We start from the raw sequence: 26,344 nt of genomic DNA on the forward strand, positions 1-26,344 counted from the left end.
TTTGCCCCCTCAAAAAAAGAACAATGACATACGCGGAGAGATTAGCGGCTGTAAAGGCACATTACCCATTTGAAGAGTGGAGCGAAAAATTTTATCCTGATGAAGATGACATTGGCGGTATGGACCAATACAGCCCGGAAAATTGCGAAGCCGCTGCCAACATTTTAAATGAGCTGATTGCCGGCTTACAAACCGCAGGCGAAAGCGCCGAAGAAGCCACCAAACTGGGCCTGTTTGAAACGGCCGTGAAAGCATATAATGAAATGAATGAAGAAATTGCCGGTTTTATAGAGACGGGGGAACGCGAGGACCTCTGCGATATTTTCGACATGATTACCGTGGCTGCCGGCTTACAACCGGAAGATTATGCGGAAGGAGACGGGATCACCGATTTATGGCGGGAATGGTAAACAGCGGTGTGCTTATTCCGGCTTTTTTTACATATCTTGAATATAGAAAATCATCCACGATATGAAAAGCATGCAAACTTTGCCACTTATCTCAAAATATGCCGCAGAGCAACCCCGCTTTACCTTACTGGACCCGGTAGCTAACAGAATTTCACTGATCGCTTTTTGCAGTGTGTTCAGCTTTCTTTTCATGTATATTTTCCTGCCCTTTAATATCAATATCTGGTATGAAGGGCAACATCTTTCCCTGCTGCCATTATTCCTCATTTTTACGTTATGTGGGGTAGTGGTATTAGGTATTACCCAATTTTTACTGGCTAATTTAAAATGGCGCCGTAAACTCACCAATGCCACCTATGGCTGCTGGTTCCTGGGAGAAGTGATCCTGGTGGCGCTTATGGTCACCATCGTTAACGTAACCATTACAGATACTTTCTTCTTTACCTGGACAGAGTTTATCAATACCCTCCGTTATACCGCCCTGATCCTGCCTTTGCCTTACTGCATTGCACTGCTATGGTTTTTTACCCGGGAAAAAATAACCCAGCTGAAGAACCTGGAACAAGAGCGGGAACAGCAACCGGAACCCATTGCAAAAATTGAGGACCCCTGCTTATTACTCCGCGATGAACATGATAAGCCGGTGCTTACCCTGCATCCTAATAAATTGCTGCTCATGAAGGCAGAAGATAATTATGTACAGGTATTTTATCTGTCCGGCAATTCGATCGCTAAAGAACTGATCAGGACGTCCATGAAAAAAATGGAAGCCTGTTTACCTGCCGGTACCTTTGTGCGCGCACACCGGTCTTACCTGATCAACCTCACCAAAGTGGTTCTTTTTAAGAAAAATACAAAAGGTTATTACCTGCAATTGGAAGGATTGGATGACATCAGCATACCTGTATCGGCTACCTGTTTGCCCACGTTACAGGAACGATTCGCCCCGGTGGCCTGATTTTACCCCCAATAGCCCCTATTTCGCCCCAAATACACTACCACTGCCGTTTTCGATCAGGGGATTTTGGTAATATCGCTATATCACATGGCCATTATTACGAGTAAAAATCCACAACCAAACCATCTAAATCTCCCTGCCGATGTTAAGATCCATATTCATAGGATTGGTTTGCTGCTTACTGATACAGTTTAGCGCAAAGGCACAAATTGTCATTTCGGGAAATGTTCGCAACAGTTCCACCAAGGAAGTAGTACCCGTAGTGTCTGTTACCATGAAGGAAGCACCCAACGGAGATTATACCAATGATCAGGGCAACTTTAAATTCTCTACCAGGAAAAATTATCCTGTTACCCTTATACTGTCATCGGTAGGCTTTGAAACAAAAGAAATCATCATTTCCGGCCCCGGGTTCCAACGCATAGAGCTTACGCCCGCTTCGGTACTCGGTAAAGAAGTGGTGGTTTCAGCCAGCCGTTTTGTACAAAAGAAAATAGAATCACCGGTAACCATCGAAAGAATTGGCACCAAAGACATCATCAACTCCCCGCAGCCCAGTTATTATAACATGATACAAGGCCTCAAAGGCGTAGATGTAACCACCTCCAGTTTGCTGTTCACCACCATTACTACCCGCGGTTTTAATACCAGCGGCAACACCAACTTCACCCAGATTGTAGATGGGATGGATAACCAGGCACCTGGCCTGAACTTCCCCATCGGCGCCATCATTGGACTGACCGAGCTGGATGTGGATAACCTTGAAGTGCTCTCCGGCGCTTCGTCTGCCCTGTACGGCTCCCGCGGCCTGAATGGTACCATGGTAATGACCGGGAAGGATCCCTTTAAATACCAGGGCCTCAGCGCCCAGATCACCCAGGGCGTTAACCACGTGAAAAAAGGAAAGTCGAATGACCCGCTGGGGCCATCACCGTACTACGACTGGACCGTTCGCTGGGCCAAAAAAGTAAACGACAAATTTGCCTTCAAAATAAACGTTCAATACACCCAGGCGAAAGACTGGATGGCCAACGATACCACCAATACCAACGGCCCTGGTGGCCCGCTGCAAGACCCCAACTACAACGGGGTGAATATTTATGGCAGCAAAACTTCTGTAGACATCAATCCTTTCCTGGAAGGTGCCCTGCAACAGGTGCCTGAACTGGCGCCTATCATCAACCCCCTGCTGGCAGAAGGCCGCCACCAGGTAGCCCGCACCGGGTACCCGGAATATGGCTACCTCAGCAGCGATGCTAAAATGTTTAAAGCCAATGTGGAACTGCGCTACAAGATAAAACCCAAGCTGGAAGCAATTCTCTCCGGCACCTACGGACAAGGCGATGCGGTATACAGCAATGATACCCGCTATGCACTGAAAGGCTTCCACCTGGGACAATACCGCGCAGAACTAAAAGCAGAACACTGGTTTGTACGCGCCTACACCAGCCGCGAAAATTCTGGTCATACCATCATCGCCATGCCAACCGCCCAGTTGATCAACGAAGCCTGGAAGCCAAGCTACGATGGTAATACCGGTGATGGCTGGTATCCACAATACACCAGCGCTTTGTTGGAGGCCATGTCACAGGGTAAAAGCTACCAGGATGCCAGCAACCTTGCCAGGACCTTCGCTGACCAGGGCCGCCCTGGCGCCGGCAGCCCGCTGTTTCTCCACCTGAAAGACAGTATCTCCGGTATCCCTACTTCTAAAGGAGGTACCCTGTTCACCGACAAAAGCCGCCTCTTTAATGCGGAAACCCAATACAATTTTACACACCTCATAAAATTTGCAGAGTTGATTGCGGGGCTGAACTATCGCCTCTATCGCCTCGATTCAAAAGGCACCCTCTTCCCCGACAATGATGCACCGATTGATGTTGCAGAGTACAGTGCATATGCCCATCTTACCAAAAAAGTAATACATGAGAAACTAAGCCTGGCTACCGCCTTCCGCTACGATAAAAATACCCTGTTCGCCAAACCCCGCGTCACTACCAGGGCATCGGCTGTACTGGAAGTAAATAAGGAAAGCTTTATCCGCTTCTCTTACCAGAATGCATACAGCTTCCCTTCTAATATCCAATCGCTGCAAAGCACGCCGGTAGATTATAACAGCTTCGCCTCCGGTGGCTCCGACCGCCTGCTCAACGGCGTATATCATTTCGATCAGTTCCCGGCCTACACCCTGGAAAGCGTAGACTCTTTCCAACGCACCAAGAATCCGGCAGACCTGAAAACCTTTCAGCTCAAAGATATCAAGCCACAATCCGTAGATGCGTTTGAGTTAGGTTATTCTTCCCTGATCAGTGGCTGCGTACTCATCGATGTATTAGGATACTATTCCACCTGGAAAAACTTTATCGGCTACGTGAATGTGGCCAATACACCCGGTAGTAAGGATCCGAACGATTTCCTCGATCACAGCAAATACATACAATACAATATCGCCTACAACGGGGCCGAGAAAGTAAATACCTATGGCTACGCTGCCAGTGTGAGTGTAGACCTTTCCCATCATTTCCTGGCGAAGGTGAACTTCTCTTCGGATTTCCTGAAGAACCGTAACAACAGCCAGGTGAATAATTTTAATACGCCTAATTACAAATTCAACGTAGATTTCGGTAATACAGGATTTGGTAAGAAAGAACGCTTCTCTTTCAATACCACCTTCCGCTATCGTCCGGCTTACTTCTACCAGATTGGCTTTGGCAGCGGCACCGTGCCTGCTTCGGCGGTAATAGATGCACAGGTGAGCTATCGCTTGCTGCAGGCACATTCTACCATTAAACTGGGTGGGGTGAATCTCACCAATACCTACTACAGGAACGGTTTTGGTAGCCCCGCTATTGGTGGTATGTACTACGTCACTTTTGCCTATAATGTTTTCTGATTTTAAAAAACAAACCCATATATGAAACGATATCATATCTGCTTATTATTGATTGCCCTGTTGGCGGCTTGTCATAATAACCCGGAAGCCGCGAAAGACCCGCAGGGGTACAAAACCCGCCTGAATTTTGGTCCCGGCGATGAAACTAAAATTGCGGAAGCGTTGTTGTCGCTTACCGATAGCAGTGCCATTACGCTGAAAGAAGGCCTCTATAAATTCGATAACCTGAGCATCGCCCAGTTGAAGCATATCCTGATACAGGGCGCCGGACCAGATAAAACCATCCTCGATTTTTCGGCCCAAAGCCAGGGTGGGGAAGGGATTCGAGTAACGGATGTAAAGGGCTTCACCATCGATGGCCTTACCCTGCGCGATTCCAAAGGAGACCTGATCAAGATCAACAAAAGCGAAAATGTAGTGATCACCAACCTGCACGCTATCTGGTCGGTATCCGATTCTACCAGCGGTGGCTACGCCATTTACCCGGTGATGTGTAAAAATGTATTGGTGGAAAACTGCTATGCACAAGGCGCTTCCGATGCGGGCATTTACGTAGGACAAACCGATAGCGCCATTGTTCGTAAATGTAAAGCGTTTAAGAATGTGGCGGGCTGCGAAATAGAAAACACTTCTCACGCACAGGTATACGACAATGAATTTTGGGGCAATACCGCCGGCTTCCTCATTTTCGACTTACCCGATTTATCCAAACGCGGTGGTTTCGTAAAAGCATACAACAACTATTTCCACGATAACAACGAAAGAAACTTTGCCAAATCCGGTAGCTTCGGTTCTACCTGGGGTGTGGGCAATGCCGCACCGGGCAGCGGGGTAGTGATTTTGGCGGCTTCAGATATTGAGCTGTATAACAACCGGATCATCAATAATAACTCCAGCGCCATTTCCGTGGTATCCGGGTTCTTTATCGATGAAAGTGCCGGCGCCAAAATCAATGATCATTATTTCCCGATTCCTAAAAATGTATACATTCACGATAACACGATGGAAGTAGGTCCTGCTTTCCCACAGGCCGTATATGAGCACCATACCGGTAAAATACTGGTGGGTATAGAACAGCAGCTCAACGCCATGGATCCTTCCCGTAAAAATGCGCGCCTGCCTTTCATCACCTATGATGGTATTACTACCAATATCCTGACCAAGGGTACGGCGGTAAACCCGGATTCGCTGTGTATTAAACAAACCGGTCCGAATTTATTCGTCAATGTAGACGCGCTGAATATGACGTCTAAGAAATGGCATCCCAGCACTGATGTGACGCCTTATGTTTGTAAATAGTGGTATAAATTTTTTTTAGGGAGATGAGGAAGCCTAGCTTAATAATAGCGTGTTTTTTAGTTTGGATAGCTGCCACGCAGAGTTGTCAGCAGAAACCGGCGCCTGCTGCGGCGGCAGGCCCGTTTCAGTTTAAAGCGAAATTATCGGATTATGGTTTCTTTACGGGCGCGCTTAAATCACTGACGCCACGCAAAGGAATACTGAACTATGAACTGGCAACACCGTTGTTCACGGATTATTCCGTAAAAGATCGCTTCATTGTATTGCCGGAAGGGAAGTCGTTGCAGTATACCGATCATGGTCCGCTGGATTTTCCCGATTCGACATTCATCGTGAAGAACTTTGCTTATACCAACCCGGCCCATGAAAAGATCATGATCGAAACCCGGCTTCTCTTCAAAGATCCGGCAGATAAGCAATGGAAGGTAATGAATTACCTCTGGAACAAGGACCAGCAGGACGCTGAGAAGTGGATCCTGGGCAAAAAGATCCCGATTACCTTCCTGGACGATAGCGGGCAGCAACAGTCTACCGTATACCAGATGCCTAATACCAACGATTGTAAGCGTTGCCATATTAATAACAGCGTACTCACCCCCATTGGGCCAAAGGCACGCAACCTGAATTATACCCGCAACGGGCAGGCACAGAATCAGCTGCAGCAGTGGGCTTCCGGTGGTCGACTCAGTGGCTTGCCGGCCATGGACAAGGTACCGCAACTTCCCAACTGGAAAGACAGTGTACATTTCACCGTTAATCAAAGGGCCAGGGCCTACCTGGATGTGAATTGTGCCCATTGCCATACCAAGGGGGGAGATGCCTATAATACAGGCCTTTTCCTGGAATATGAGCAAACCGGTCCCGATAACCTGGGTATCCGGAAATCGCCGGTTTCTGCCGGTGGTGGCGCAGGTGGCCTCGATTACGATGTAATTCCCGGTGATGCCCAACATTCTATCCTGGCTTACCGCATGAACAGCGTAGAACCAGGCACCGCTATGCCGGAGCTGGCACGTACGGTCATACATAAAGAAGGGGTGGCGCTGATTAAACAATGGATCAACGAAATGAAGAAATAAGGGCGTTTATCTTGTCCAGGATTAAACCGATTATACTGATTTTCCCTTTTTGATGACCATAAGACGGATCCGGAACGGGGTATATATGTTATATGTAACATGTATACCCCGTTTTATTTTAATTAAATAGATAAAAAATCAGTATAATCAGTTTAATCCTGGACAAGACAGCTTCCGCATTTTTTCCGGATTGCGTAAATCAATTTCCCGATTCGATCATCATTACGGTTCACTTTGCCGGACATTTGCGCAAAATAACGGTAGTTGAAACATTTATACTTTATCATCGGACTCATTTTAGTAAATCTCTCAGTACTGGCGCAAACCGGCGGTATCAAAGGGAAAATTAGCTCAGCAGACGGACAACCAGCAGCATTTGTGACCATTGGACTGAAGGACACCAAAAAAGGTACCCTCACCAATGAAGACGGGGAATTTGCTTTTAAAAATGTGAAGCCAGGTAATTATACATTAGTGATTTCCTGCACTGGTACCAAAACTGGTAACAACCAGGTAACAGTAGTAGCAGACCAGATCACAGCCGTAAACTATGCACTGGAAGCCACTTCCAGTCAGCTGAATGAGGTAGTGGTAGATGGTACCCATACCCGCACCATTAACCGCAAGCCGGTGGCCATCGGTAAATTACCGGTACCTGCTATGGATTTACCACAGGCAGTAGCCCTGATCGGCCACGAAGTAATAGAAAATCAACAGGCACAACGCATGAGCGATGTGGTGAAAAATATCAATGGGGTGTACATGGCATCTACCAGGGCCGGTACACAGGAAACCTTCAACGCACGTGGTTACGGTTTCTCCAGCACCAACACCTTTAAAAACGGTGCCCGCGTTAACTCCGGTGCTATGCCGGAAATGAGCTCCCTGGAAAGAGTAGAAGTACTGAAAGGCAGTGCCGCCATCCTGTATGGCAACGTTTCTCCGGGTGCTATCCTGAACATGGTAACCAAACAACCTAAGTTCAACTTTGGTGGAGAAGTAAACGTTCGCGCAGGTAGCTTTGGCCTGTTAAAACCATCTTTCGATGTATATGGCCCACTGTCTTCTAAAATTGCTTACCGCGTAAATGGTACCTTCGAAACAGCAGACAGCTACCGCGACCAGGTGCATTCCAAACGTTATTATATCAACCCTTCCTTCCTGTTCAAACTCAGCGACCGCACAGAATTACTGGTACAGGCAGATTACCTGAAACATAATTTTACACCTGATTTTGGTATCGGATCCATTGGTGATAACTCACTTAATTATGCAGCCTCCCGTAATACTTTCTATGGTGAAGCCTGGAACAATGCAAACACGCAGCAAACCACTACTTCCGCCAATATCAGGCATAAATTGAGCAACAACTGGAGCCTGAACGGTATCGTTTCTTACTCTAAATACCAGCGTGATTATTATTCACTGGAAAGAATACAGGCCAAAACAGACGGTAAATTGTTCCGCGCTTTAGGTGCCAACGCTACTAACGAGGATTACTTCTCCGGACAGGTAGACGTAACCGGTACGCTGAAAACCGGCCGTATCGAACATACCATCCTGGCAGGGGTAGATGCCGACAGGTACCTGACCGGCACCTACGGTTATGCCGTAACATCTGTGAATAAAACTGCCGGTGTGTATGATAGCATCAATGTATTTGATCCTGCTATGTATGCCCGCCGTACAGATAAGCCGGTAGATACCCTGAAATCCGTGACTAATGCGCCAGTAAACAGAATTGGTGTATACGTACAGGATTTGATCAGCATCTCAGAAAAAGTAAAAGTAATGGCAGGCGTCCGTTATTCTTACCTGCAAACAGAAGGACCGGCTGTATATGACTTCAAAGGTGGCAAAACCATTGGTACTGCCCGATATGACCAGGCATTTTCACCTCGCTTTGGAATAGTATACAAACCGATTCCAACCTCTGCAATCTTTGCGAGCTATTCTACTTCCTTTACACCTAACAGTGGAAAAGATATTTACAACAACAACCTGCCTCCTTCCATTATTTCTCAATATGAAGCAGGGGTGAAAAATGACTTCCTGAAAGGACGGTTGTCTGTAAACGTAACCGTTTACCGTATTAAGAATAACAACTACACACAAACGGCGCCATTCGATTCTACCGGAAAGGCGAACACCAATACCAACTTTAAAGCACTGATTGGCGAAACACTGAGCCAGGGTGTGGAAGTGGATATCGCAGGTCATCCTTTGCCAGGTCTGGATGTAATTGCCGGTTATAGCTACAATAACATGACCATTGAAAATACACCAGGCGTAACCGGTAGTTCTGTTGCCGGCGAGCGTTTAGTAGGTAACCCTAATCACACCGCTAACGCCAGTGTATTTTATACTTTACAGGAAACTAAACTGAAAGGCCTGAAACTCGGTGTAGGTTACTACTATATCGGTCAGCGCTTCGCAGGTTGGAACAACACGGTACAGCCTAAAGATAAGCCGTTACCAAGCCGCCTGATCTCTGTACCAGGTTTCTCTACCCTCGATATAAGCGCAGGTTACAACTTCAAACGTTTCGGCGTGATGGCGAAAGTATCTAACGTTACCAATACTTACAACTACTACGTACACGAAAACTATAGCGTTAACCCGATACCTCCAACCCAGTTCACCGGAACGGTATCTTACAAATTCTAATAATTGTCGTGTTATCAATAAACAAGCGCCCCCCGTTTTTAGCAGGGGGCGCTTTTATTTACACTAATATCATTACTTACATGCCCCGGCTTCCAGTGGAACACTATCAAACTTCAACTGACTATCATCTGCTGGAAACACAGGAATGCCTTGTTGATCAAAGCTTTCAGGTACTGCTTCAAAAGCTTGTTCTTTAGTGACTTTAAAAATCACCGGCCTGCTGCTTTCTACGCCTTCACTATAGAAAGTATATTTACCGCGGATAATGCCCTGGTGAACGATACCGTTAAAGTCACCGGTATTTTTATCTTTCTCAAAAAAATTATATACCAGTTTGCCAGTGGCTATACTATCCTGGTAGGTAAGGGTGAGCTGAATGGTATCTTTACCCAGGGTCTTTTCATAACAGTTGACCTTTTTTTCCGTTTCAACCGGTAAGGAATCTGTTACAACGGTTTTCTGCTGCTGCCCTTGCTGATGGCAGGATGTGAGGATGCCGGTTCCCAGCGCCAGTACTATATAAGGTATTTTCATAAGCTGAAATTAAGCAAAAAGCGGCAAAACGCTTTTACCGGTATCCCCTTTTTATTTCAAAAAAAAGATTGTAATTATGTGCGATCGCGATGAAGAACGAGTTAACAATCAATTAATTTCCAAATAAAAGCTATTGTAGGTTACTTTGTGAACAATGTAATGATTGCTAATTATTGTTTTGAACAAATCAAACTACATACAACCAGGATCCACGGCCACTTTTGAAGAGATGTATTACCAGTATCACGAAAAACTGTATTACTACTTTTTGAAACGCACTGGCGCTGCTGATGTTACGCAGGAGCTGGTACAGCTTACCTTTATTAAACTGTGGCGGTACCACAGCCGTCTCAACCCTGATATTCCGCTGTCCCGGCAAATTTTCCGCATCGCGCGTACTACCTTAATAGATGTACTACGACAAAAAGCACAGCAAAGAATGGAACCGGTAGATCCGGAAATGCCGGCAGCAGAGACAGATATGTCGGCCTCCCTGATTCACCGCGATAATATGCAACTGCTCCACAGAGCCATGGAAGCCCTGCCGGCAGAAAGAAAGAAAATATTTCAATACCGTATTAACGGGTTAACCAACAAAGAAATAGCCGAACACTTGTCGCTTTCCCTTAAAACCGTGGAGAACCAGGTCAACAGGGCAATCAAGCAAATCAAAGAAGTCATGGTGTTGTTACTGATTCTGTCCCGGTTATAAACTCCCGGAAATTTTTTTCTGTCCGCGTGGGTACAACGCATTTTTCCAACGTAATATATACTGAACGGCCTGACAATTTTAACTATGGAAATAACGCCTGCCCTGATCCGGCGCTTCTTTGCGAATGATTGTAATGCTGCGGAGGCGGCCGCAGTAGCCGATTACCTGGAACAGCATCCGGAATTGCTGGAACAGTGGCTGCCGGAAGAGGAGTGGGAAACATTTGAAACCACCGAGCGACTGCCCGCTGCGCACAGCATGGCCATGCTGGATGCAGTGAAGCAACAAAGTACCGTAGCGCCGGTGAAACGTATGCTCCCGAAAATCATTATCGCTGCTGCCGCTATGCTGGCCGGTTTGCTGGTATGGGTGTACCGGCCTTCCGGTAAGGAAAGCCCTGCGCCGTCACATACACCAGCGTCACCCACAGCCATCGCGGCTGCACCCGAAATGATCCGGGTAAACAAAGACCGGGAAAAAATCAGCATTCCGCTGGAAGATGGATCTGTAGTGGAACTGGGATCCAACAGCCAGTTGAAATGGCATGCCGGCCAACGAAAAGTATACCTCGAAGGAAAGGCGCAGTTTACCGTTACCGCCAACGCTGCCAATCCTTTTATTGTGTACACCAAACAGGTTACGACTACCGTACTGGGTACCGTATTTGAAATCAATGCGGGTACAACTACTCACATTAAACTATTGTCGGGAAAAGTTAGCATACAACCGGCAACAGATACTTCCATGGCACGCGCTATTTACCTGGAACCCGGTCAGGCCGCGGATTTCAGGATAGCCACCCAAACCTTTGAAGTGCACCGTAGTAAAGCGGCCGACCTAACGCCAACGCCTGCACCCATCATGGGTACCGTGGAAGAAACCAACGACGCGTTTGTATATACGAAAGTACCACTGCCACAACTGCTGGCAGGATTAGCGCAACAATACAATATCCATATTAACTATTCGCCCGCCCGGCTGAAGAAATATTATTTCTCCGGACAACTATTGAAAACAGAATCAGCAGCCACCATTTTAAATACCATCGGGCTGTTGAATAAACTTAATGTAACACAAGACAGTACTGGATTTCATATTTATAAATAAACATTTCAGCGACATTTTTTCAACAAACCTATTTCATCAGCATGGATGAAAGTAATAATGTATTGCCTAAAATTTGGTATATGATCACCGCTACAAAGCAACCTCTATTTTTTTGTACGGCCCTGCTGTGGATGCTGCTCATCATCCCCGGTATCCCGCTGCAGGCACAATCTCATGTGGGCGTAACGGGTATGGTGAAAGGAGAGAAGAACGAAGCCCTGCCCGGTGTAACCGTGGCCGTTAAACTGAACGGTAACGCCACTACGAAAGGAATGCAGACAGATGAAAAAGGCCTCTTCCATTTTACGAACCTGGAAGCTGGCGGCCCTTATAGTTTTGTATTTACCTACGTAGGCTATGAAACACAAACCCTTTCGGGGTACCAGCTGAAAGCAGGTGAGCAGCTATCACTCGTGGTAAAAATGAAAGAAGTACCTACTGCTTTAAACCAGGTGGTCGTAGTAGGATATGGCACGCAGAAACAGGTAAACCTGACCGGCGCAGTATCCACACTCGATATGCGCACCAAAGAAAATACACCGGTTACCTCTGCCAGCCAGGCGTTACACGGTGTATCCGGCCTCTGGGTAAACCAAGCGGGCGGTAAACCCGGACAAGATGGCGCCACCATTCGCGTCAGGGGCGTAGGTACACTCAACAACAACAACCCACTCGTATTGGTAGATGGCGTGGAGTATGATATCAACGAAATCAATCCCGACTTCATCGAAAATATTACGGTGCTGAAAGACGCCTCCGCCGCTATTTATGGCTCCAGGGCCGCCAACGGCGTGGTACTGATTACCACCAAAAGCGGTAAGAAAGGAAAAATGGAAGTGAACTACAGCTATTCCTACGGTATTCAGAAACCTACCGCCTTACCGGATGTAGTATGGGACCCCATCCAATACATGCAGATGAAAGATCAGGCCATGATCAATGAAGGAAAGTCGCCGGCAGCGGTGGATTACACGCCTGCGCAAATTGAAGAATATAAGAACGGTATGGCAACTAACCCATACGCCTATCCGAATATTAACTGGTTCGACCTGGTGTTGAAAAACGGTAACCTGCAACAGCATAACCTGCGCTTTTCCGGCGGAACCGACAACATACTGTACAGCATTGCATTAGGCTATATGGACCAGGACGGTATTCTCATTGCCGCCAATCACGCTAACCGGTATACGCTGGATGTAAACGTATCGGCGCAGGTATCTAAACGCCTGCATGTGGGTACCAGCATCATCGGCAACTACCGCACCTATACGGAACCGCCATTCGGCGGCGGAGATGCCACCGGCTATTATTTTACGCGACTCACCAGGGTACTGCCTATTTTTTCTCCCTATACCAAAGACGGAAAATATGGGAGCAGCGTATTTACTACCCCCGGTAGAAATACGATCGAAAACCCGCTGATGCTGTTGAAAGAAGGAAGTAACTACCATGCACCGCAACGCCTGCTGGCAAAGATCTACGCCGATTACCAACTGCCGTTTAATATCACGTACAATATCAACTTTGGCGTGGATAAACTGGATGGTTATGCCCGTAGCTTTGTACCTTACCTGGTGACGTATAACCCTAAAACCGGCGCGCCCAATAACTATAACATCAATCCTTCTTCCAACAGCTACGACGATAATAATGTCAATATTTCCTTTTATCAAACCCTGAACTGGCAACGCGATTTTAACACCCGGCATCACCTCAATGTGATGGCAGGTACCAGTTACAACCGTTTTGAAAATGCAAATACAACGGCACATATCGAAGGCTATTTCGATAATACCCTCACCGATCTTGATGCCGGTTCCCTGAACCCTACCGCCAATGGCCGCGTGACCCGCGATGTGCTGGCCTCTTATTTCGGCAGGGTGAATTATAATTACGCCGATAAATATTTACTGGAAGCCACCATGCGCTATGATGGCTCTTCCCGCTTCGCACCCGGTAACCGCTGGGGATTATATCCCGCGGTATCTGCCGGCTGGCGTATTGATAAAGAAGCTTTTTTCGGATCATCCCGTATCATTGATCTGTTGAAGCTGCGCGCTTCTTATGGTAAGCTGGGAAACCAGGGTAACCAGGGCAATGATGCCGCGGATCTCTACGGTTACATGAGCACCGTGAACCTGGGACAGGATTACTCCTTCAACAATACCGTGAATCCCGGCGCTGCGGTCACTAAATTCAGTGATCAGAATATCTCCTGGGAAACTACCAGCACTTACAACCTCGGTGTGGACGCCAGTGCCTGGAATGGTAAGCTGGCCCTGAGTGTAGATGTTTTCAAAAGACGTACAGAAGATATCCTGCGCCCGATAGCCATTCCTCAACAGGGTGGGGGATTGGCAGGTCCGGTGACCAATGTAGGCACCGTGAATAATTCAGGCTATGAAGTTACGGTAACACATAGGAATGATATTGGTGCTTTCAATTATAGTATATCCGCCAACGTTAGTTATGTGCAAAATAAGGTGATTAGCCTGAACGGAGAATCTATCATCAGCACCCGCCGCATTACCAAAGCAGGCGCGCCTATTGATGCCTACTACCTGTACCAGGCCATCGGTATTTACCAGTCGCAGGAAGACGTGGACAACAGCGCCAAAATCAGCAACGCGGTGAAACCCGGTTATATCAAATACGCGGATCTGAGTGGACCGGACGGCAAGCCCGATGGCAAAATTGATGCGTACGACCGCGTGATTGCCGGTAATTCTATTCCTAAGTATAACTATAGTTTCAATGTTAACCTCGGTTATAAAGGACTTACGCTGAATGCCTTCTTCCAGGGTGTGCAGGGGATTAACCTGTATCCTACGGTGAACCTGGCGATGCCGTTTAACAATGGCGCCGGCGTTACCAAAGAATGGGTCAATAACTCCTGGACACCAGATAACCGCAATGCTTCCTTACCAATTCTCACCACCGCCACCGGCGCCACAGAGAATTTCCAGCCCTCTACTTTCTGGCTGAAAAACGGTTCTTATCTGCGGATGAAAAACCTGCAATTGAAATATGATTTGCCACAAGGCTGGCTGACCCGCGTGAAAGTGAAGCGGGTAGCTGTATTTGCCAACGGTGAAAACCTATTCACGTTTACACCTTTTAAAAACTTTGACCCGGAGAAAAATATCAAAGGAGATACTTTTTATGAGTACCCTTCTTTGAAAACATACAGTTTCGGTGTAAACGTCACCTTTTAATCCACCTGTAAATTATAGCTGATGAAACAATTGATTTTGATAGTTGCAGGGATGATGCTGCTGGCTGCTTGCTCGGACAAGGCGCTGGATACCATGCCCAACGACCGCTACACAGATGAAAGCTATTGGACTTCTGAGAAAAATGTAACGGCGGCGCTCACCGGTTGCTATGCTGCCCTCCGGCTGGAAGGTGTGCTGGGCGGAGACGCCACCGTGTTGTGGGAAGAAACAGCCACGCCTAATGCTTATAACTACGACGACTCCAGGGGCTTTAATTCCATTGCCCTGGGTACGCAAACGCCTACTAACTCCACTATCATCAATGCCCGCTGGCGTGATTGTAATGTGGGTTTAGGGAGATGTAATAACTTCCTGGCCCGTGCTGTTGCCGTGCCTATGGACAGCGCGTTAAAGGCGCGTATGGCGGCAGAAGCGAAGTTTTTAAGGGCACTCTATTACGGGATGCTCTCCACTTACTATGGCGGTGTACCCCTGATCCTCGAAGCCCCGGATCCCGTTAAGCAGGGCAAGCTACCCCGCAATACCCGGGCTGAAGTAGTAAAGCAGGTATTGAAAGACCTGGATGAAGCCGCGGCGGTGCTCCCGGTAAAATACAGTGGCGGAGATATTGGTCGTGCTACGAAAGGTGCTGCTATGGCCCTGAAAGCAAAGATCCTGCTCTTCGATGCCAGTCCCCTGAATAATCCTTCCGGTAATATTGCTTCCTGGAAACTGGCTGCGGATGCGGCCAAAGCGGTAATAGACCTGCCAGGCACGGGCTATGGCTTGTTTGCCGACTACAGGAGCCTGTTTTTGCCAGCCAATGAAAACAGCCAGGAATGTATTTTCGATGTGGGCGCAAAAATCCCCGAGCTGGGAAACTCTTTTGACCTTATTGACCGTCAATACAATACCAACGCACCATTGCGCAGCATCGTGGATGCGTATGATATGAAAGATGGCAGTCCGAAAGAAACATCTCCCCTGTATAATCCGGCAAAACCTTATGAAAACCGGGACCCGCGTTTTTACAAGAGCATGGTATTCCCCGGCGATACATATATTGGTGCGGTGACCACGCCCACAGCACCTTTCAAGATTACCGGCTATGGGGTGAAGAAGTACAGTATCTATGATAAAGAGCCTACCACTAACCTGATTAACCAGGCCATGCGCTCAGAAACAAATTATATGTATATCCGTTTTGCTGATGTATTATTGATGTACGCAGAAGCGCAGAATGAAGTGAGTGGCCCGGATGCCAGTGTATATGATGCCATTAACCGCGTGCGCCAGCGTGCAGGGCTGCAGCCATATGAGATACCTGCCGCACAAACACAGGCTGCTATGCGTCAGCTGATCTGGCATGAAAGACGCATTGAATTCGCGTTTGAAGGCAGTTATTACACAGATATCCGTCGCTGGAAACTGGCGGAAACCGTGATGAACGCAGCGATTTTTAATTCTGAAAATCAACAGATCGTAAAAAGAACGTTTAATAAAGCAAGGGATTACTGGTGGCCGGTACCGCAAACACAGCGCGACCTGAATCCTAATCTCACCCAAAACGATAATTATTGATGATGAAAAAAATAGGATATATATTTTGCCTGGTGAGCGGCATGGCCGTAGCCTGTTCTGGTAAAAGCAAGGTGGCGCCGGTAGTGACGCCACCGGTAGTTGTTGCAGATACACCCGCCACCGTGGCGGCTTGCACGAAATGCATGGTGTTGGCAGAGCAATCACAAAACCGGGTGGTGATTGTAGATGTGCCTACCGGCGCCCTGGTTTGGGAGTGGAAACCGGAAAATTCCAACGTAAAACCGGAACATATTAAGTGGTTTAGCAACCCCAGCGATGCTAAACCCGTATATAATAATCAGTATATCCTGACCAATGCCTCTGGTGGAGGCGTGGCCCTGATCAGGATCGCGGATAAAAAAACGGTGTTCTATGCCTATGCCGGTGGAAATACCCACTCCGCTGAGTTATTGCCCGACGGTAATATTGTCAGCGCTTCCAGCACAGGCAACTACCTGATGCTGTTTAAAACAGATACGCTTCAATTCCCTGATGGCGTATATACGAAAAAAGTGGCCATCGACTTTGGTCACAACGTAGTTTGGGATGCCGGGCAGCAAAGACTCTGGTCCGCTGCCATGGCTACCATGCGGAGTTTTAAGTATAATTTCAATTGTGCCGCCCCTGACCTGGTACCGGATACGGTCATTAACCTTCCTGGCACCGAAGCGCACGACCTGTTCCCGGTATATGGTGAAAAAAATCTATGGCTCACCAATACCACCAACGTATATACTTTTAATGTGATCAGTAAACAACTGACCCAGGCAGACGTACTACAGGCCAATATCAAAAGCATATCCTCCGCCGGAAACGGCTTGCCGGTGCTGCTGGTGCGGCCAAAAGAATCATGGTGGACAGACGAAGTACTGGATGCGAAAGGGAATAGTGTCTTCTCCCATAAAGGCTGGAAAATTTATAAAGCAAGATGGGTAATACCAAATACATTCAGCTATCCGGCCAATGACCAGGTGCATCTTTGTAAGTAGCAGAAAGCAAAAAGCAGAAAGCAAAAAGCCCTTGACGCGAATGATTAACGCGTATCTAATATTCGCAATGGCCAAGCGCTTCAAGGGCTTTTTGCTTTCTGCTTTTTGCTTTCTGCTTCCGCTTCATAGTTTCTTCGTACTTTTGCCTGCAAATGCAAAAAGAAAAGTACTCATTAGGTAATATCCTTACCAATCTAAAGATCGATTCACTCAATGACATGCAACAGGCATCGGTGGACGCGAACAAGCAACACGCTGATGTAATCCTGTTGTCGGCTACCGGTTCCGGTAAAACGCTGGCATTCCTGCTGCCCATACTGGAACTGCTGGATCCTGCCAATAAAAATACACAGGCCCTGATTGTGGTGCCTTCCCGCGAACTGGCCCTTCAAATTGAGAAGGTGTTTAAACTCATGGGAACCGGCTATAAAATCACTGCCTGCTATGGTGGTCACCTGAGGGAAACAGAAGAAAATAACCTGGTTCAGCCGCCGGCAGTCATTGTGGGAACACCTGGCCGCCTGGGAGATCACATCCGTCGCGAAAATATTACCGTAGCAGCCATTGAAACGCTGGTACTGGACGAATTCGATAAAACACTGGAACTGGGCTTCCAGGAAGAAGTATCTTTTATTGTGGAATCATTGCCCAATATTAAGAAACGCATATTAACGTCCGCTACTGAAGCCGTAGAGATCCCGGAATTCCTGGCACTCAATGAGCCACAGAAGCTGAACTTCCTGCCAGAAGAAGGTACCCCGGTAGCACGACTCACCATCAAAGAAGTGTTGTCGCCGGAAAATGATAAGGTAGACACCCTGTTCCGCCTTATCTGTTACCTCGGTAACCGCTCTACCATCGTATTCTGTAACCACCGCGATGCCGTAGAACGCACCAGCAAACTGCTGTCAGAAAAAAGTATCATCAATACTTTCTATCACGGCGCTATGGAACAACAGGAACGCGATGCGGCCCTCTGCAAATTCCGTAACGGCTCCGTAAACGTACTGGTGACCACCGATCTGGCTGCCCGTGGCCTCGATATTCCGAATATCCGTTATATCATACATTTCCACCTGCCACATACAGAAGATAGCTGGACACACCGTAACGGCCGTACCGCCAGGATGGAAGCCAGTGGTACCGCTATCGTTATACTGGCACCCGATGAAAAACGGATGCCTTACCTGGCAGATGAAATCGTTGAAAACATCGAACTGCCCGCTACCGCTGTGATACCAGACAAACCAAAATGGACCACCATTTTCATCGCCGCCGGTAAAAAAGATAAAGTGAATAAGGTAGATATCGTAGGCTTCCTCTCCAAGAGAGCCCACCTGAAACAGGAAGATATCGGGTTAATTGAAGTGAAAGACTTTTTCTCTTTTGTGGCAGTCGTGAAATCCAAAGTAGGACACGTGCTGGAACAAATCAAAAATGAGAAAATCAAGAATAAGAAAGTGAAGATTGATATCGCGAGATAAGATCTACAATATTTTAAAAACGGACGTCTCAATGATACTGAGACGTCCGTTTTTATTTTAGGATATCAGTAACAGCCAAGCCCCGATATCACCAGGTCATGACTATATACCAATATAGAAATAACGTTGCCACTCATGCTTCTGTAAACTTCAAAAAGTAGTTTGGAGCCACAAACAGATTTCAGTTCATAGTAATCATAAACGTATGAACCGTTGGGAGCGCCACTGGGAACCGTTGCCGTTGGCGTGATGGTGTTCAGCGCGTTATTCGCCTTGTAAGTACACTGAGCAGGCCAGGAAGAATAATCGAAACTCACCTGTACCTCTGTACCGAGATTATATTGGTAATCAGATTGATTTCCGCTGCAATTCATGCTCGCCGCAGGAAGTAGCTGATAGGTTGCCTCCATTTTCTGCGCGCCTACATTAAAGCCCATAGAGGTAAAACAATTAACACTTCCGATAGAATAACCAAACTGGGCATTAGCAGCAAAACCCAGCAAACAGAATGATAATACTGATAGGATCTTTTTCATAAATAGTGATTTAATTAATGAAGGATATTATAAAGGGATTCATACTTCGTGGTACTGGCGTAACAAGGGGGCTTCTACATTATAACAAACAACACTATTGTATCGCACTTATTAAAGTTCGCGTTCCTGCTATCGTTGAACAAGGCAAATTTTGACCAATAACACCTTTTTCTTTGCTGGCTACAGGGAGATCATGATCAGTTGGGCTAAAATGTCATCAGCCACCATTTCAATGAAATGATGGCTGATGACAGGTATATGTGTAAGGTCAGGATGCGTTATTGGCCATAAGATTGCGTCACCTCAATCAACCCCACAATATGATCATTAAACTCCGCCAATTCTTCCGCAGGTACCCATAACTCATTATGTATTACCCCGCCTACATTTTCTACGTTATAGCGTTGCAGGAAATTGCTGTCTACCTCAAACCTGGTCACATAGCCGGCGCCATAAGCAGGTACATTCCATTCTACCGAGATTTGTATGGCATATGCCTCATTCATCACCGGGTAGAAAATAGGTTGGTCGGGTAGCCTTGGCGGAAATCGCTTCCAGCCTGATTGTTCAATTAATGCCAGCTCTGCTGGTCCTACGGGTCGATAAAGGGTGGTTAACTCCATTGTTGATTTTTGTCTATTTTTAACAACGAATATAGGCAAATGAGTACCAAAACCAGGCAACCGGAAATACCACAATATGTATTGGGCGACTTCCGCCACCTGCACCGGCAGGAAAATGACATCTCCGATTTCGGGTATAATAACCTGGAAGCAGAGAAACGCATTCCTGGTTTCGAAGTGTATTCCAGTGAAGGACTGCGGCCTGCGGTAGGCCCGCTGAAATCCGATTTTTACCGGATCAGTATTACTTTAAGCGGAGGCGTAGATGTGCAGCTGGGCCTGGAAAAGTTCCGGCATCAGGCAGGTACTTTGAGTTTTACTTTTCCAGGGCAGGTGTTCAGCAAAGACAATATCAGTGCAGATACTTTCGGGTACTACATTTTATTCAATGCCGACTTCCTGGAAGACCTGCTGCCGGCAGACAGGATACCCATAGAGTTTCCTTTCTTCGATTATTCCGGTGTACCCTTTATACAGCTGGATAAAGCCGCTATTACGGCTGTGGCAGATTTTGTGGGTAAGATGAATGAGGAGTTAAGGCGTCATCAGCCCGGATGTAACAAGGCGATGCGTATGTACCTCTACCTGTTGCTGTTGGAGGTAAAGCGAAGTTATCTCACGCAGGAATTGCATCTAACGGCTACAGATACACGCAATACCTACCTGGTGCCCCGGTTTAAGAAACTGGTGAGCCAACATTTTCTGACAAAGAAAAAAGTAGCGGATTATGCAGCATTGCTGGGTGTGACGCCTAATCACCTGAATCGTACCGTGAAGGAAGTAACCGGGCATACGGCATCCGCCGCTATTGCAGACATGCTGGTGCAGGAAGCTAAAGCCGTATTGCGCTATACAGATACCGCGATATCAGAAATCTCCTATCAGCTAAACTTCAGTGACCCCGCGGGTTTCAACCGCTTCTTCCGGGAGCAAACCGGTCAAACGCCCTTGTCGTATCGTAAAAATGCATAATCGGGTTAATACAATGCATAATCCGGTTAACAACACATCCTGCTTTATGTACCAACTTTGTGTACATAAAAGATCACGATATGTCTACCACATTTGAAAGTAAGAAAGTAGTTATTGCTGGCGGTTCCACCGGTATTGGTTTGGCAACTGCTGCATTATTGGCCAAAGAAAAAGCGAATGTAATCGTAACAGGCCGCTCTGCTGCCAGCCTGGAAAGTGCAGCGGCAGCGCATCCCGGCGTTCAAACCGCCGCATTGGACAGCAACAGCCGCGCCGCATTGGACGCGTTTTTTAGCACACAGGGTGGCATTGATCACCTGGTGATTGCATTAAGCGGTGCAAAAGGCGCCGGTAAGTTTGCGGATTTGTCGCTGGACGACCTGAGAGCCGGTTTTGAAGGTAAGTTCTGGCCCCAGTTGAATACCCTGCAGGCGGCCCTGCCTTATATCAATAAAGGCGGCAGCATTACCCTGATTACCGCCATCTCTGCGGTATCACAAGCGCCGGGCGTATCCGGACTGGCAGCTATCAACGGCGCACTGGAATTAATGATCCCTTCTATCGCCAAAGAAATACAACCTTTACGGATCAACGCCGTTTCTCCGGGTGTAGTGAATACAGGTTGGTGGGATTTCCTGCCGGCAGCAGATAAAGCCGCTACCTTTGAGGCCTATGCAGCACAAACACCGGTAGGCAGGGTAGGGGAGCCGGATGATATTGCAGATACCATCCTGTTCCTGATGCGGAATGGCAATATAACGGGTACGGTAATACGTTGTGACGGCGGCCTGGCGTTGTAATCTTACCAGGATACTTCTTCATAATTTTTATAGAGTTTCCCGAATGCAGGAGTACCATTTATTGCCTGTACCATAGGATCATAGATACGTGCAGCGGCATCGTCCAGCATGAGTGGTGGCAGAAAGCCATTTTGTTCCAGCCTGGATTTCTTTTCTACCGGGTTGCCGGTAGACACCCATCCCACATCTACGCTGTTCATGTAAATATTTGCCGCTGCATAGTCGGTCGCGCTGGTGCGGGTCATCATATTCAGGGCCGCCTTGGTCATGTTGGTATGCGGGTGATAAATGGTTTTTTGCGCATAGCTGAATTGTCCTTCTGAAGACGTTACATTGATGATGAATCTATCCGGGAAGGAAGATGCCTGCATCAGCGCCTTCAGGCGACTGTTCAGCATAAACGGAGATATATTATTCACCAGGTTGGCAGACAGTACTTCGGTGGTGCCTATTTCATCCAGCCGCATCACCCAGCTGTTGCTGCTTCTCAGGTCCAGGGGCTGATTAAAATAGTCCAGTTGTCCGGGTGGGAATACATCGCTGTTACCAATCAGCGTAGGCGTGGTGGGGGCGGTTCCGGCAATCCGCGCCTGATCAGCCACCGGTAGTAACGGTAACTGCGCAGCCTTATCTATTAAAGGCTGGTAATATTCCGGTGGATAGTGAATGGTTTGCGCGGCGTTGTTGATAAGGATATCCAACGCTGGCAAGTTTTGATAGCAGTATTGTATGAATTGTTCTACCTGCGGGATACTGATTAAATCCAGGCCATATATGGTAAGCCGGTCTTTCCATTCCGCGTAATCCGGTTCTTTGGTGTATTGCAGCAGTGCATCCGCCGGGAAGCGGGTGGTGGCGATCACGGTGGCGCCGTCACGAAGCAAGCGTAATGCCGTTACATACCCGATTTTCATGCGTGCGCCGGTGACAATGGCTGCTCTACCGGTGAGGGATACACGTTGTACTTTCTTTTCCTGGTGAATTTGTGCACAGCGGGGACAAAGCCGGTGATAGTGATAATGTACGGTGGTATAGCGCTCCCGGCAGGCATAACAAATACAGGCACTTTCTAGTTCCTGCTGGATGGGCAAATAAATGGTGTCGGTAAGTACCTGGTCTACGGAAGACTGTAGCCCTTGCTGAAACACGACCGTATTCTCCAGCTTACGCTGGTCAGATTCTCCGCGGCGCGACAATGCTGTTTGCCGGATTTCCTTACGGGCAGTTTTATATACTTTGGTAACTAATCCTTTTAAACGTTCGGTATCAGGGGAGTCAAAAGGGTGTTTGCTGAGAAACTGTAGTATGGTATAAAATTTATCCCACTCTTCTGTTGAGAACTCCTGCATAATGATGGTGCTTAAATAAAATGGAGGCAACAATAACCAGACTCGAACTGATATTTCCTCCCTGGCAGGGAGGTGACTTTCCAAACTAGTCCATACTGTTGCCGTGGCAAAAGTAATGATTTAAGCGTGTATGCAGAACAGTGATAGAACCGTTTTTTATTTCACAAATGGATCAGCATACTTCGCATCTTTCAACAGCGATTCATCTGTGAGCGTATGCATGAAAGCGATCAGGTTCTTTTTCTCATCTGCTGTTAAATGGATGCCACCGGGTACCAGCTGTATGCCGAGGTTAGGGTTGCCCTTAATGTCAGTGGCGTAATGATCCAGCACGGCATCCAGTGTAGCAAACCGGCCATCGTGCATATAGGGCGCTGTTAAAGCCACATTGCGGAGACTGGGAATTTTAAAGGTACCCTGGTCTTTGGCCTGATGCGTAATTTCTCCGTAGCCTTTGTCGGTGTAATCTGTTTCCAATCCATTGTTGGAGCCGATCCCTGTATTGATACCGGTATTTTCCAGCGTCAGAAAAGAGGATTTCTGTCCCAGGCCACTGGTACCCAGATCACTGTGGCATTCTGTACAGAAGTCGCGCTGCATGATATGCAAGCCATCTAATTCCTGTGGCGTGAAGTTGGCAAAATTGTTTTCTACGCCCTGGTCATATTTTGAATTAAAGGAAACAATGGAGCGCAGGAACTGTGATAATGCTTTGCCTATTTTAGCAGCAGTAACATCGGTGGTGCCGAACGCGGATTTAAACAGGGCCGGATAATAATTTATCTTACTTAACTTATTTTCCAAAGTGGCTAAATCAGGCATGCCCATTTCTATATGATCCAGGATGGGCATCAGTGTTTGTGTTTCAATATCACCCGCCCGGAAGTCCCAGAACATTTTTCGATCCACGAAGAAGCGGATATTCACCACCGGCATGGCATTGCGCCGGGTATGCCCGCCATCAAATCCCTTCGATAAAGCAGTGATATCTGCAAAAGCATTGGCCTGGTGATGGCAGGAAGCGCAGGCAATGGTATTATTAACCGACAGGGATTTATCATAAAACAGTACCCGGCCTAAAGTGGCGCCCGCATTGGTGATGGGATTGTCCGCGGGTGTATTGTCCAGTTCCGGATGTGCTTTCATATGTGCCTTCATCCAGGCAGGCATATTATTGAGGGTGTTTACATAATCATATAGCGTAGCCGGCAGATGAGGCGCACCAGGGCTGGTACCAGGTGTTGGAACGGGGTCCGGATCATGATGAGTGGTGGCAGGATCTTTTTTGCAAGACAAGGTATTGAGGATGATCGCTGCGGTAATAAGTGGTAAGACCAACAAACTTATGGGGCGCTTTACTTTTGGCATATGTGGTTTTCTATTACCACACTTCAACCGGAAAATACCCTTACCAGGTAATAAAAAATGGTAAAAGCGACCGGGATCGAACCGGTGACTTCAAGCTGTGGGGCAAGTGTTCTTCCAACTGAACTACGCTTTCACCTGTGCGAAGGTAATAAAAAAGTAGATGCGTTGCCGTAAGGAAATAGGAGAGAAAAATGGTAGCAGCAACCGGCTTCGAACTGGTGACCCTCTGCGTGCAGGGCAGATGCTCTTCCAAACTGAGCTATACTCCTACCACTGCAAATATACATAAAAAGTATATACGTTGCCGTTATGGGCGTAACGCATGCATGATCCGGTCAAATGTTTGTTTCAGCAAGGCATCATTGAGAGAAAAAGGAAGGCCGGCCATCGTGGAGTTATCGAGGTGAAATTTGATAAGTGTATAAAAAGTGCCGTAAGCAATCGCCCAGAAAATTTCCTGTGGCAGCTGTACGATTTCGTTTTTTTTCTCGGCATTGGCCACAAAATCCCGCATGGTACGCTTAAATTCCAGCTCACAGGGATTGTTTTGTTTTTCTATAAGCGGGGAATTCCTGAATTGTTCCCAGAAACGATGATGTAGTGGATGCCGGAGGATATGGTGATAGCGGTTATGCCATTGCTGCCATAGTCCTTCTTCAAAGGTCATGTCGGCGCTAAAGTTTTGCAGCATCGACTGCACGAAGTTGTTGGATGCTTCCGCATAGAGCTGATTCAGCAGGTCCTCCCGGTTTTTAAAGTAGATATAGATGGTAGATGCAGATATACCAGCCGCTTTGGCCAGTTTATGCATACTTAATCCATCAAATCCTTCCAGGACAATCATTTCCATGGCTTTCTCCCGGATCACTATGGCTTTATTTTCATCTTTAGCGCGCATGCCGCAAAGATAAAAGAATGATTGTTCTTTTAAGTGCTCCGGGAGATTTTTATTTCAGATCGGCCAGGGAACTGCCCGCAGGGAGTTCATAGGGGTCTTTACCCGCTTCAAAAACGCGGGCCGTCAACTTACCTTGCAGCGTTAAAGTGCCATTACGTGCATATACCCAGCTACCTTCCCGCAGGCCTAATACCGGCACTGTATTCTGCGTCAGGTATTCTTTAATACGGGTTTCCCGGGTTTCTCCCATATGCTGGGAGCCCTCAACCGGGTCCTGGTAATGTGGATTCAGGTTAAACGGAATAAGTCCCATGGTATCGAAACTGGAAGGGTATACAATGGGCATGTCGTTCGTGTTTCTCATAGTCACACCGCCAATATTACTGCCGGCGCTGCATCCCATATAAGGAGTACCACTGTTAACCGCATCCCGCAAAGTGGTCATCAGCCCCAGCTCATGCAGGGTTTTTACCAGCAGAAAGGTATTCCCTCCCCCGGTGAAAAAGCCTTTCGCATTTTTAATGGCCGCCGCCGGATCATCAAATGTATGCAGTCCGCGTACCCGGATACCAATGGCATCAAACGCTTCCGCCGCCCGGCTGGTATAGTCATCGTGCGAAATGCCGCCCGGCCGTGCAAATGGAATAAAGATGATTTCATCTGCACCCGCAAACAACACCTTCATAGATGGTTGCAGGTAAGCCAGGTAGGTTTCTCCAAATAAGGTGGAGGTGCTCGCCAATATAAAATGCTTCATGGTCAGAAAATTACCCGGCAAATGTAGGTCATCTCCCTAAAATATATTCCGATCCCCTGGACCCTGCTGAAAGTAGATAACCACGACTGCAATATCCCTGCTTTTTATATTAA

21 protein-coding genes and 3 tRNA genes are annotated in these 26,344 nt (G+C 47.3%); 14 read left to right on the forward strand and 10 right to left on the reverse strand.

Features of this window, described 5'->3' with window-relative positions; translation table 11 throughout:
* Window positions 1-23 precede the first annotated feature (23 nt).
* The 6 genes from AC5ZC7_RS06965 (at window position 24) to AC5ZC7_RS06990 (ending at window position 9,306) form a co-directional block, all read left to right on the forward strand.
* Window positions 24-410, forward strand: a complete 387-nt coding sequence (locus AC5ZC7_RS06965; protein WP_496160309.1) for a hypothetical protein — start codon at window positions 24-26, stop codon at window positions 408-410.
* Between the two features lie 61 nt (window positions 411-471).
* Window positions 472-1,368: a LytTR family transcriptional regulator DNA-binding domain-containing protein gene (locus AC5ZC7_RS06970; protein WP_496160308.1), complete on the forward strand. Its 897-nt coding sequence runs from the start codon at window positions 472-474 to the stop codon at window positions 1,366-1,368.
* Between the two features lie 142 nt (window positions 1,369-1,510).
* Complete coding sequence (locus tag AC5ZC7_RS06975) at window positions 1,511-4,261, forward strand: carboxypeptidase-like regulatory domain-containing protein (protein ID WP_496160307.1); 2,751 nt, start codon at window positions 1,511-1,513, stop codon at window positions 4,259-4,261.
* 21 nt (window positions 4,262-4,282) lie between these two features.
* Window positions 4,283-5,560, forward strand: coding sequence for a parallel beta-helix domain-containing protein (locus AC5ZC7_RS06980; RefSeq protein ID WP_496160306.1), 1,278 nt, complete (start codon window positions 4,283-4,285; stop codon window positions 5,558-5,560).
* A 23-nt stretch (window positions 5,561-5,583) separates the two neighbouring features.
* Window positions 5,584-6,639, forward strand: a complete 1,056-nt coding sequence (locus AC5ZC7_RS06985) for an SO2930 family diheme c-type cytochrome (protein WP_496160305.1) — start codon at window positions 5,584-5,586, stop codon at window positions 6,637-6,639.
* A gap of 264 nt (window positions 6,640-6,903) precedes the next feature.
* A complete protein-coding gene (locus tag AC5ZC7_RS06990) occupies window positions 6,904-9,306 on the forward strand; it encodes a TonB-dependent siderophore receptor (protein ID WP_496160304.1) in 2,403 nt (800 codons plus the stop codon).
* A gap of 72 nt (window positions 9,307-9,378) precedes the next feature.
* On the opposite strand, the gene AC5ZC7_RS06995 is transcribed toward AC5ZC7_RS06990, so the two are convergent.
* Window positions 9,379-9,840: a hypothetical protein gene (locus AC5ZC7_RS06995; RefSeq protein ID WP_496160303.1), complete on the reverse strand. Its 462-nt coding sequence runs from the start codon at window positions 9,838-9,840 to the stop codon at window positions 9,379-9,381.
* Between the two features lie 178 nt (window positions 9,841-10,018).
* On the opposite strand from AC5ZC7_RS06995, the gene AC5ZC7_RS07000 reads away from it, so the two are divergent.
* The 6 genes from AC5ZC7_RS07000 to AC5ZC7_RS07025 all read left to right on the forward strand — a co-directional run bounded on the left by AC5ZC7_RS07000 (window position 10,019) and on the right by AC5ZC7_RS07025 (window position 18,928).
* On the forward strand, window positions 10,019-10,552 hold the full coding sequence (locus tag AC5ZC7_RS07000; RefSeq protein WP_496160302.1) for a sigma-70 family RNA polymerase sigma factor: 534 nt from the start codon (window positions 10,019-10,021) through the stop codon (window positions 10,550-10,552).
* 84 nt (window positions 10,553-10,636) lie between these two features.
* Window positions 10,637-11,659 (forward strand): FecR domain-containing protein, encoded by a 1,023-nt coding sequence (locus AC5ZC7_RS07005; RefSeq protein ID WP_496160301.1) that lies wholly within the window; start codon window positions 10,637-10,639, stop codon window positions 11,657-11,659.
* Window positions 11,660-11,739: 80 nt separating this feature from the next.
* Entirely contained in the window at window positions 11,740-14,874 is a 3,135-nt protein-coding gene (locus tag AC5ZC7_RS07010) for a SusC/RagA family TonB-linked outer membrane protein (protein ID WP_496160300.1), read from the forward strand.
* Window positions 14,875-14,895: 21 nt separating this feature from the next.
* Window positions 14,896-16,455 (forward strand): RagB/SusD family nutrient uptake outer membrane protein, encoded by a 1,560-nt coding sequence (locus tag AC5ZC7_RS07015; protein WP_496160299.1) that lies wholly within the window; start codon window positions 14,896-14,898, stop codon window positions 16,453-16,455.
* Window positions 16,455-17,444: a DUF6528 family protein gene (locus tag AC5ZC7_RS07020; protein ID WP_496160298.1), complete on the forward strand. Its 990-nt coding sequence runs from the start codon at window positions 16,455-16,457 to the stop codon at window positions 17,442-17,444. The genes AC5ZC7_RS07015 and AC5ZC7_RS07020 overlap by 1 nt, the downstream gene beginning before the upstream one ends.
* Window positions 17,445-17,596: 152 nt before the next feature.
* Window positions 17,597-18,928, forward strand: a complete 1,332-nt coding sequence (locus AC5ZC7_RS07025) for a DEAD/DEAH box helicase (RefSeq protein WP_496160297.1) — start codon at window positions 17,597-17,599, stop codon at window positions 18,926-18,928.
* Window positions 18,929-18,993: 65 nt separating this feature from the next.
* Here the strand turns inward: AC5ZC7_RS07025 and AC5ZC7_RS07030 are convergent, their stop codons facing one another.
* Both AC5ZC7_RS07030 and AC5ZC7_RS07035 read right to left on the reverse strand, forming a co-directional pair.
* Window positions 18,994-19,464: a hypothetical protein gene (locus tag AC5ZC7_RS07030; protein ID WP_496160296.1), complete on the reverse strand. Its 471-nt coding sequence runs from the start codon at window positions 19,462-19,464 to the stop codon at window positions 18,994-18,996.
* 278 nt (window positions 19,465-19,742) lie between these two features.
* Window positions 19,743-20,087, reverse strand: a complete 345-nt coding sequence (locus tag AC5ZC7_RS07035; protein WP_496160295.1) for an ADP-ribosylation/crystallin J1 — start codon at window positions 20,085-20,087, stop codon at window positions 19,743-19,745.
* Window positions 20,088-20,126: 39 nt separating this feature from the next.
* On the opposite strand from AC5ZC7_RS07035, the gene AC5ZC7_RS07040 reads away from it, so the two are divergent.
* Complete coding sequence (locus AC5ZC7_RS07040) at window positions 20,127-21,059, forward strand: helix-turn-helix domain-containing protein (RefSeq protein WP_496160294.1); 933 nt, start codon at window positions 20,127-20,129, stop codon at window positions 21,057-21,059.
* An 80-nt stretch (window positions 21,060-21,139) separates the two neighbouring features.
* Window positions 21,140-21,859: an SDR family oxidoreductase gene (locus tag AC5ZC7_RS07045; RefSeq protein WP_496160293.1), complete on the forward strand. Its 720-nt coding sequence runs from the start codon at window positions 21,140-21,142 to the stop codon at window positions 21,857-21,859.
* A 2-nt stretch (window positions 21,860-21,861) separates the two neighbouring features.
* Here AC5ZC7_RS07045 and AC5ZC7_RS07050 read toward each other — a convergent pair whose 3' ends face one another.
* From AC5ZC7_RS07050 to pepE, 7 genes are all read right to left on the reverse strand, one after another.
* Window positions 21,862-23,208: an SDR family NAD(P)-dependent oxidoreductase gene (locus tag AC5ZC7_RS07050; protein ID WP_496160292.1), complete on the reverse strand. Its 1,347-nt coding sequence runs from the start codon at window positions 23,206-23,208 to the stop codon at window positions 21,862-21,864.
* Window positions 23,209-23,229: 21 nt separating this feature from the next.
* A tRNA-Gly gene (locus AC5ZC7_RS07055) sits at window positions 23,230-23,311 on the reverse strand.
* A gap of 53 nt (window positions 23,312-23,364) precedes the next feature.
* Complete coding sequence (locus tag AC5ZC7_RS07060; RefSeq protein WP_496160291.1) at window positions 23,365-24,576, reverse strand: cytochrome c peroxidase; 1,212 nt, start codon at window positions 24,574-24,576, stop codon at window positions 23,365-23,367.
* Between the two features lie 58 nt (window positions 24,577-24,634).
* A tRNA-Trp gene (locus AC5ZC7_RS07065) sits at window positions 24,635-24,709 on the reverse strand.
* Window positions 24,710-24,768: 59 nt separating this feature from the next.
* Window positions 24,769-24,845, reverse strand: a tRNA-Ala gene (locus tag AC5ZC7_RS07070).
* Window positions 24,846-24,883: 38 nt separating this feature from the next.
* Window positions 24,884-25,474: a TetR family transcriptional regulator gene (locus AC5ZC7_RS07075; RefSeq protein WP_496160290.1), complete on the reverse strand. Its 591-nt coding sequence runs from the start codon at window positions 25,472-25,474 to the stop codon at window positions 24,884-24,886.
* 49 nt (window positions 25,475-25,523) lie between these two features.
* Window positions 25,524-26,231: a dipeptidase PepE gene (gene pepE / locus AC5ZC7_RS07080; RefSeq protein WP_496160289.1), complete on the reverse strand. Its 708-nt coding sequence runs from the start codon at window positions 26,229-26,231 to the stop codon at window positions 25,524-25,526.
* Between the last annotated feature and the right edge of the window lie 113 nt (window positions 26,232-26,344).

Source organism: Chitinophaga sp. 9-1-y, assembly GCF_059511905.2.

Excerpts from the sequence above, each read along its gene's own strand:
- AC5ZC7_RS06965 (WP_496160309.1), top strand. The coding sequence starts at position 24 with ATGACATACGCGGAGAGATTAGCGGCTGTAAAGGCACATTACCCATTT.
- AC5ZC7_RS06970 (WP_496160308.1), top strand. The coding sequence starts at position 472 with ATGAAAAGCATGCAAACTTTGCCACTTATCTCAAAATATGCCGCAGAG.
- AC5ZC7_RS06975 (WP_496160307.1), top strand. The coding sequence starts at position 1,511 with ATGTTAAGATCCATATTCATAGGATTGGTTTGCTGCTTACTGATACAG.
- AC5ZC7_RS06980 (WP_496160306.1), top strand. The coding sequence starts at position 4,283 with ATGAAACGATATCATATCTGCTTATTATTGATTGCCCTGTTGGCGGCT.
- AC5ZC7_RS06985 (WP_496160305.1), top strand. The coding sequence starts at position 5,584 with ATGAGGAAGCCTAGCTTAATAATAGCGTGTTTTTTAGTTTGGATAGCT.
- AC5ZC7_RS06995 (WP_496160303.1), bottom strand. The coding sequence starts at position 9,840 with ATGAAAATACCTTATATAGTACTGGCGCTGGGAACCGGCATCCTCACA.
- AC5ZC7_RS07005 (WP_496160301.1), top strand. The coding sequence starts at position 10,637 with ATGGAAATAACGCCTGCCCTGATCCGGCGCTTCTTTGCGAATGATTGT.
- AC5ZC7_RS07010 (WP_496160300.1), top strand. The coding sequence starts at position 11,740 with ATGATCACCGCTACAAAGCAACCTCTATTTTTTTGTACGGCCCTGCTG.
- AC5ZC7_RS07015 (WP_496160299.1), top strand. The coding sequence starts at position 14,896 with ATGAAACAATTGATTTTGATAGTTGCAGGGATGATGCTGCTGGCTGCT.
- AC5ZC7_RS07020 (WP_496160298.1), top strand. The coding sequence starts at position 16,455 with ATGATGAAAAAAATAGGATATATATTTTGCCTGGTGAGCGGCATGGCC.
- AC5ZC7_RS07025 (WP_496160297.1), top strand. The coding sequence starts at position 17,597 with ATGCAAAAAGAAAAGTACTCATTAGGTAATATCCTTACCAATCTAAAG.
- AC5ZC7_RS07030 (WP_496160296.1), bottom strand. The coding sequence starts at position 19,464 with ATGAAAAAGATCCTATCAGTATTATCATTCTGTTTGCTGGGTTTTGCT.
- AC5ZC7_RS07035 (WP_496160295.1), bottom strand. The coding sequence starts at position 20,087 with ATGGAGTTAACCACCCTTTATCGACCCGTAGGACCAGCAGAGCTGGCA.
- AC5ZC7_RS07040 (WP_496160294.1), top strand. The coding sequence starts at position 20,127 with ATGAGTACCAAAACCAGGCAACCGGAAATACCACAATATGTATTGGGC.
- AC5ZC7_RS07045 (WP_496160293.1), top strand. The coding sequence starts at position 21,140 with ATGTCTACCACATTTGAAAGTAAGAAAGTAGTTATTGCTGGCGGTTCC.
- AC5ZC7_RS07050 (WP_496160292.1), bottom strand. The coding sequence starts at position 23,208 with ATGCAGGAGTTCTCAACAGAAGAGTGGGATAAATTTTATACCATACTA.
- AC5ZC7_RS07060 (WP_496160291.1), bottom strand. The coding sequence starts at position 24,576 with ATGCCAAAAGTAAAGCGCCCCATAAGTTTGTTGGTCTTACCACTTATT.
- AC5ZC7_RS07075 (WP_496160290.1), bottom strand. The coding sequence starts at position 25,474 with ATGCGCGCTAAAGATGAAAATAAAGCCATAGTGATCCGGGAGAAAGCC.
- pepE (WP_496160289.1), bottom strand. The coding sequence starts at position 26,231 with ATGAAGCATTTTATATTGGCGAGCACCTCCACCTTATTTGGAGAAACC.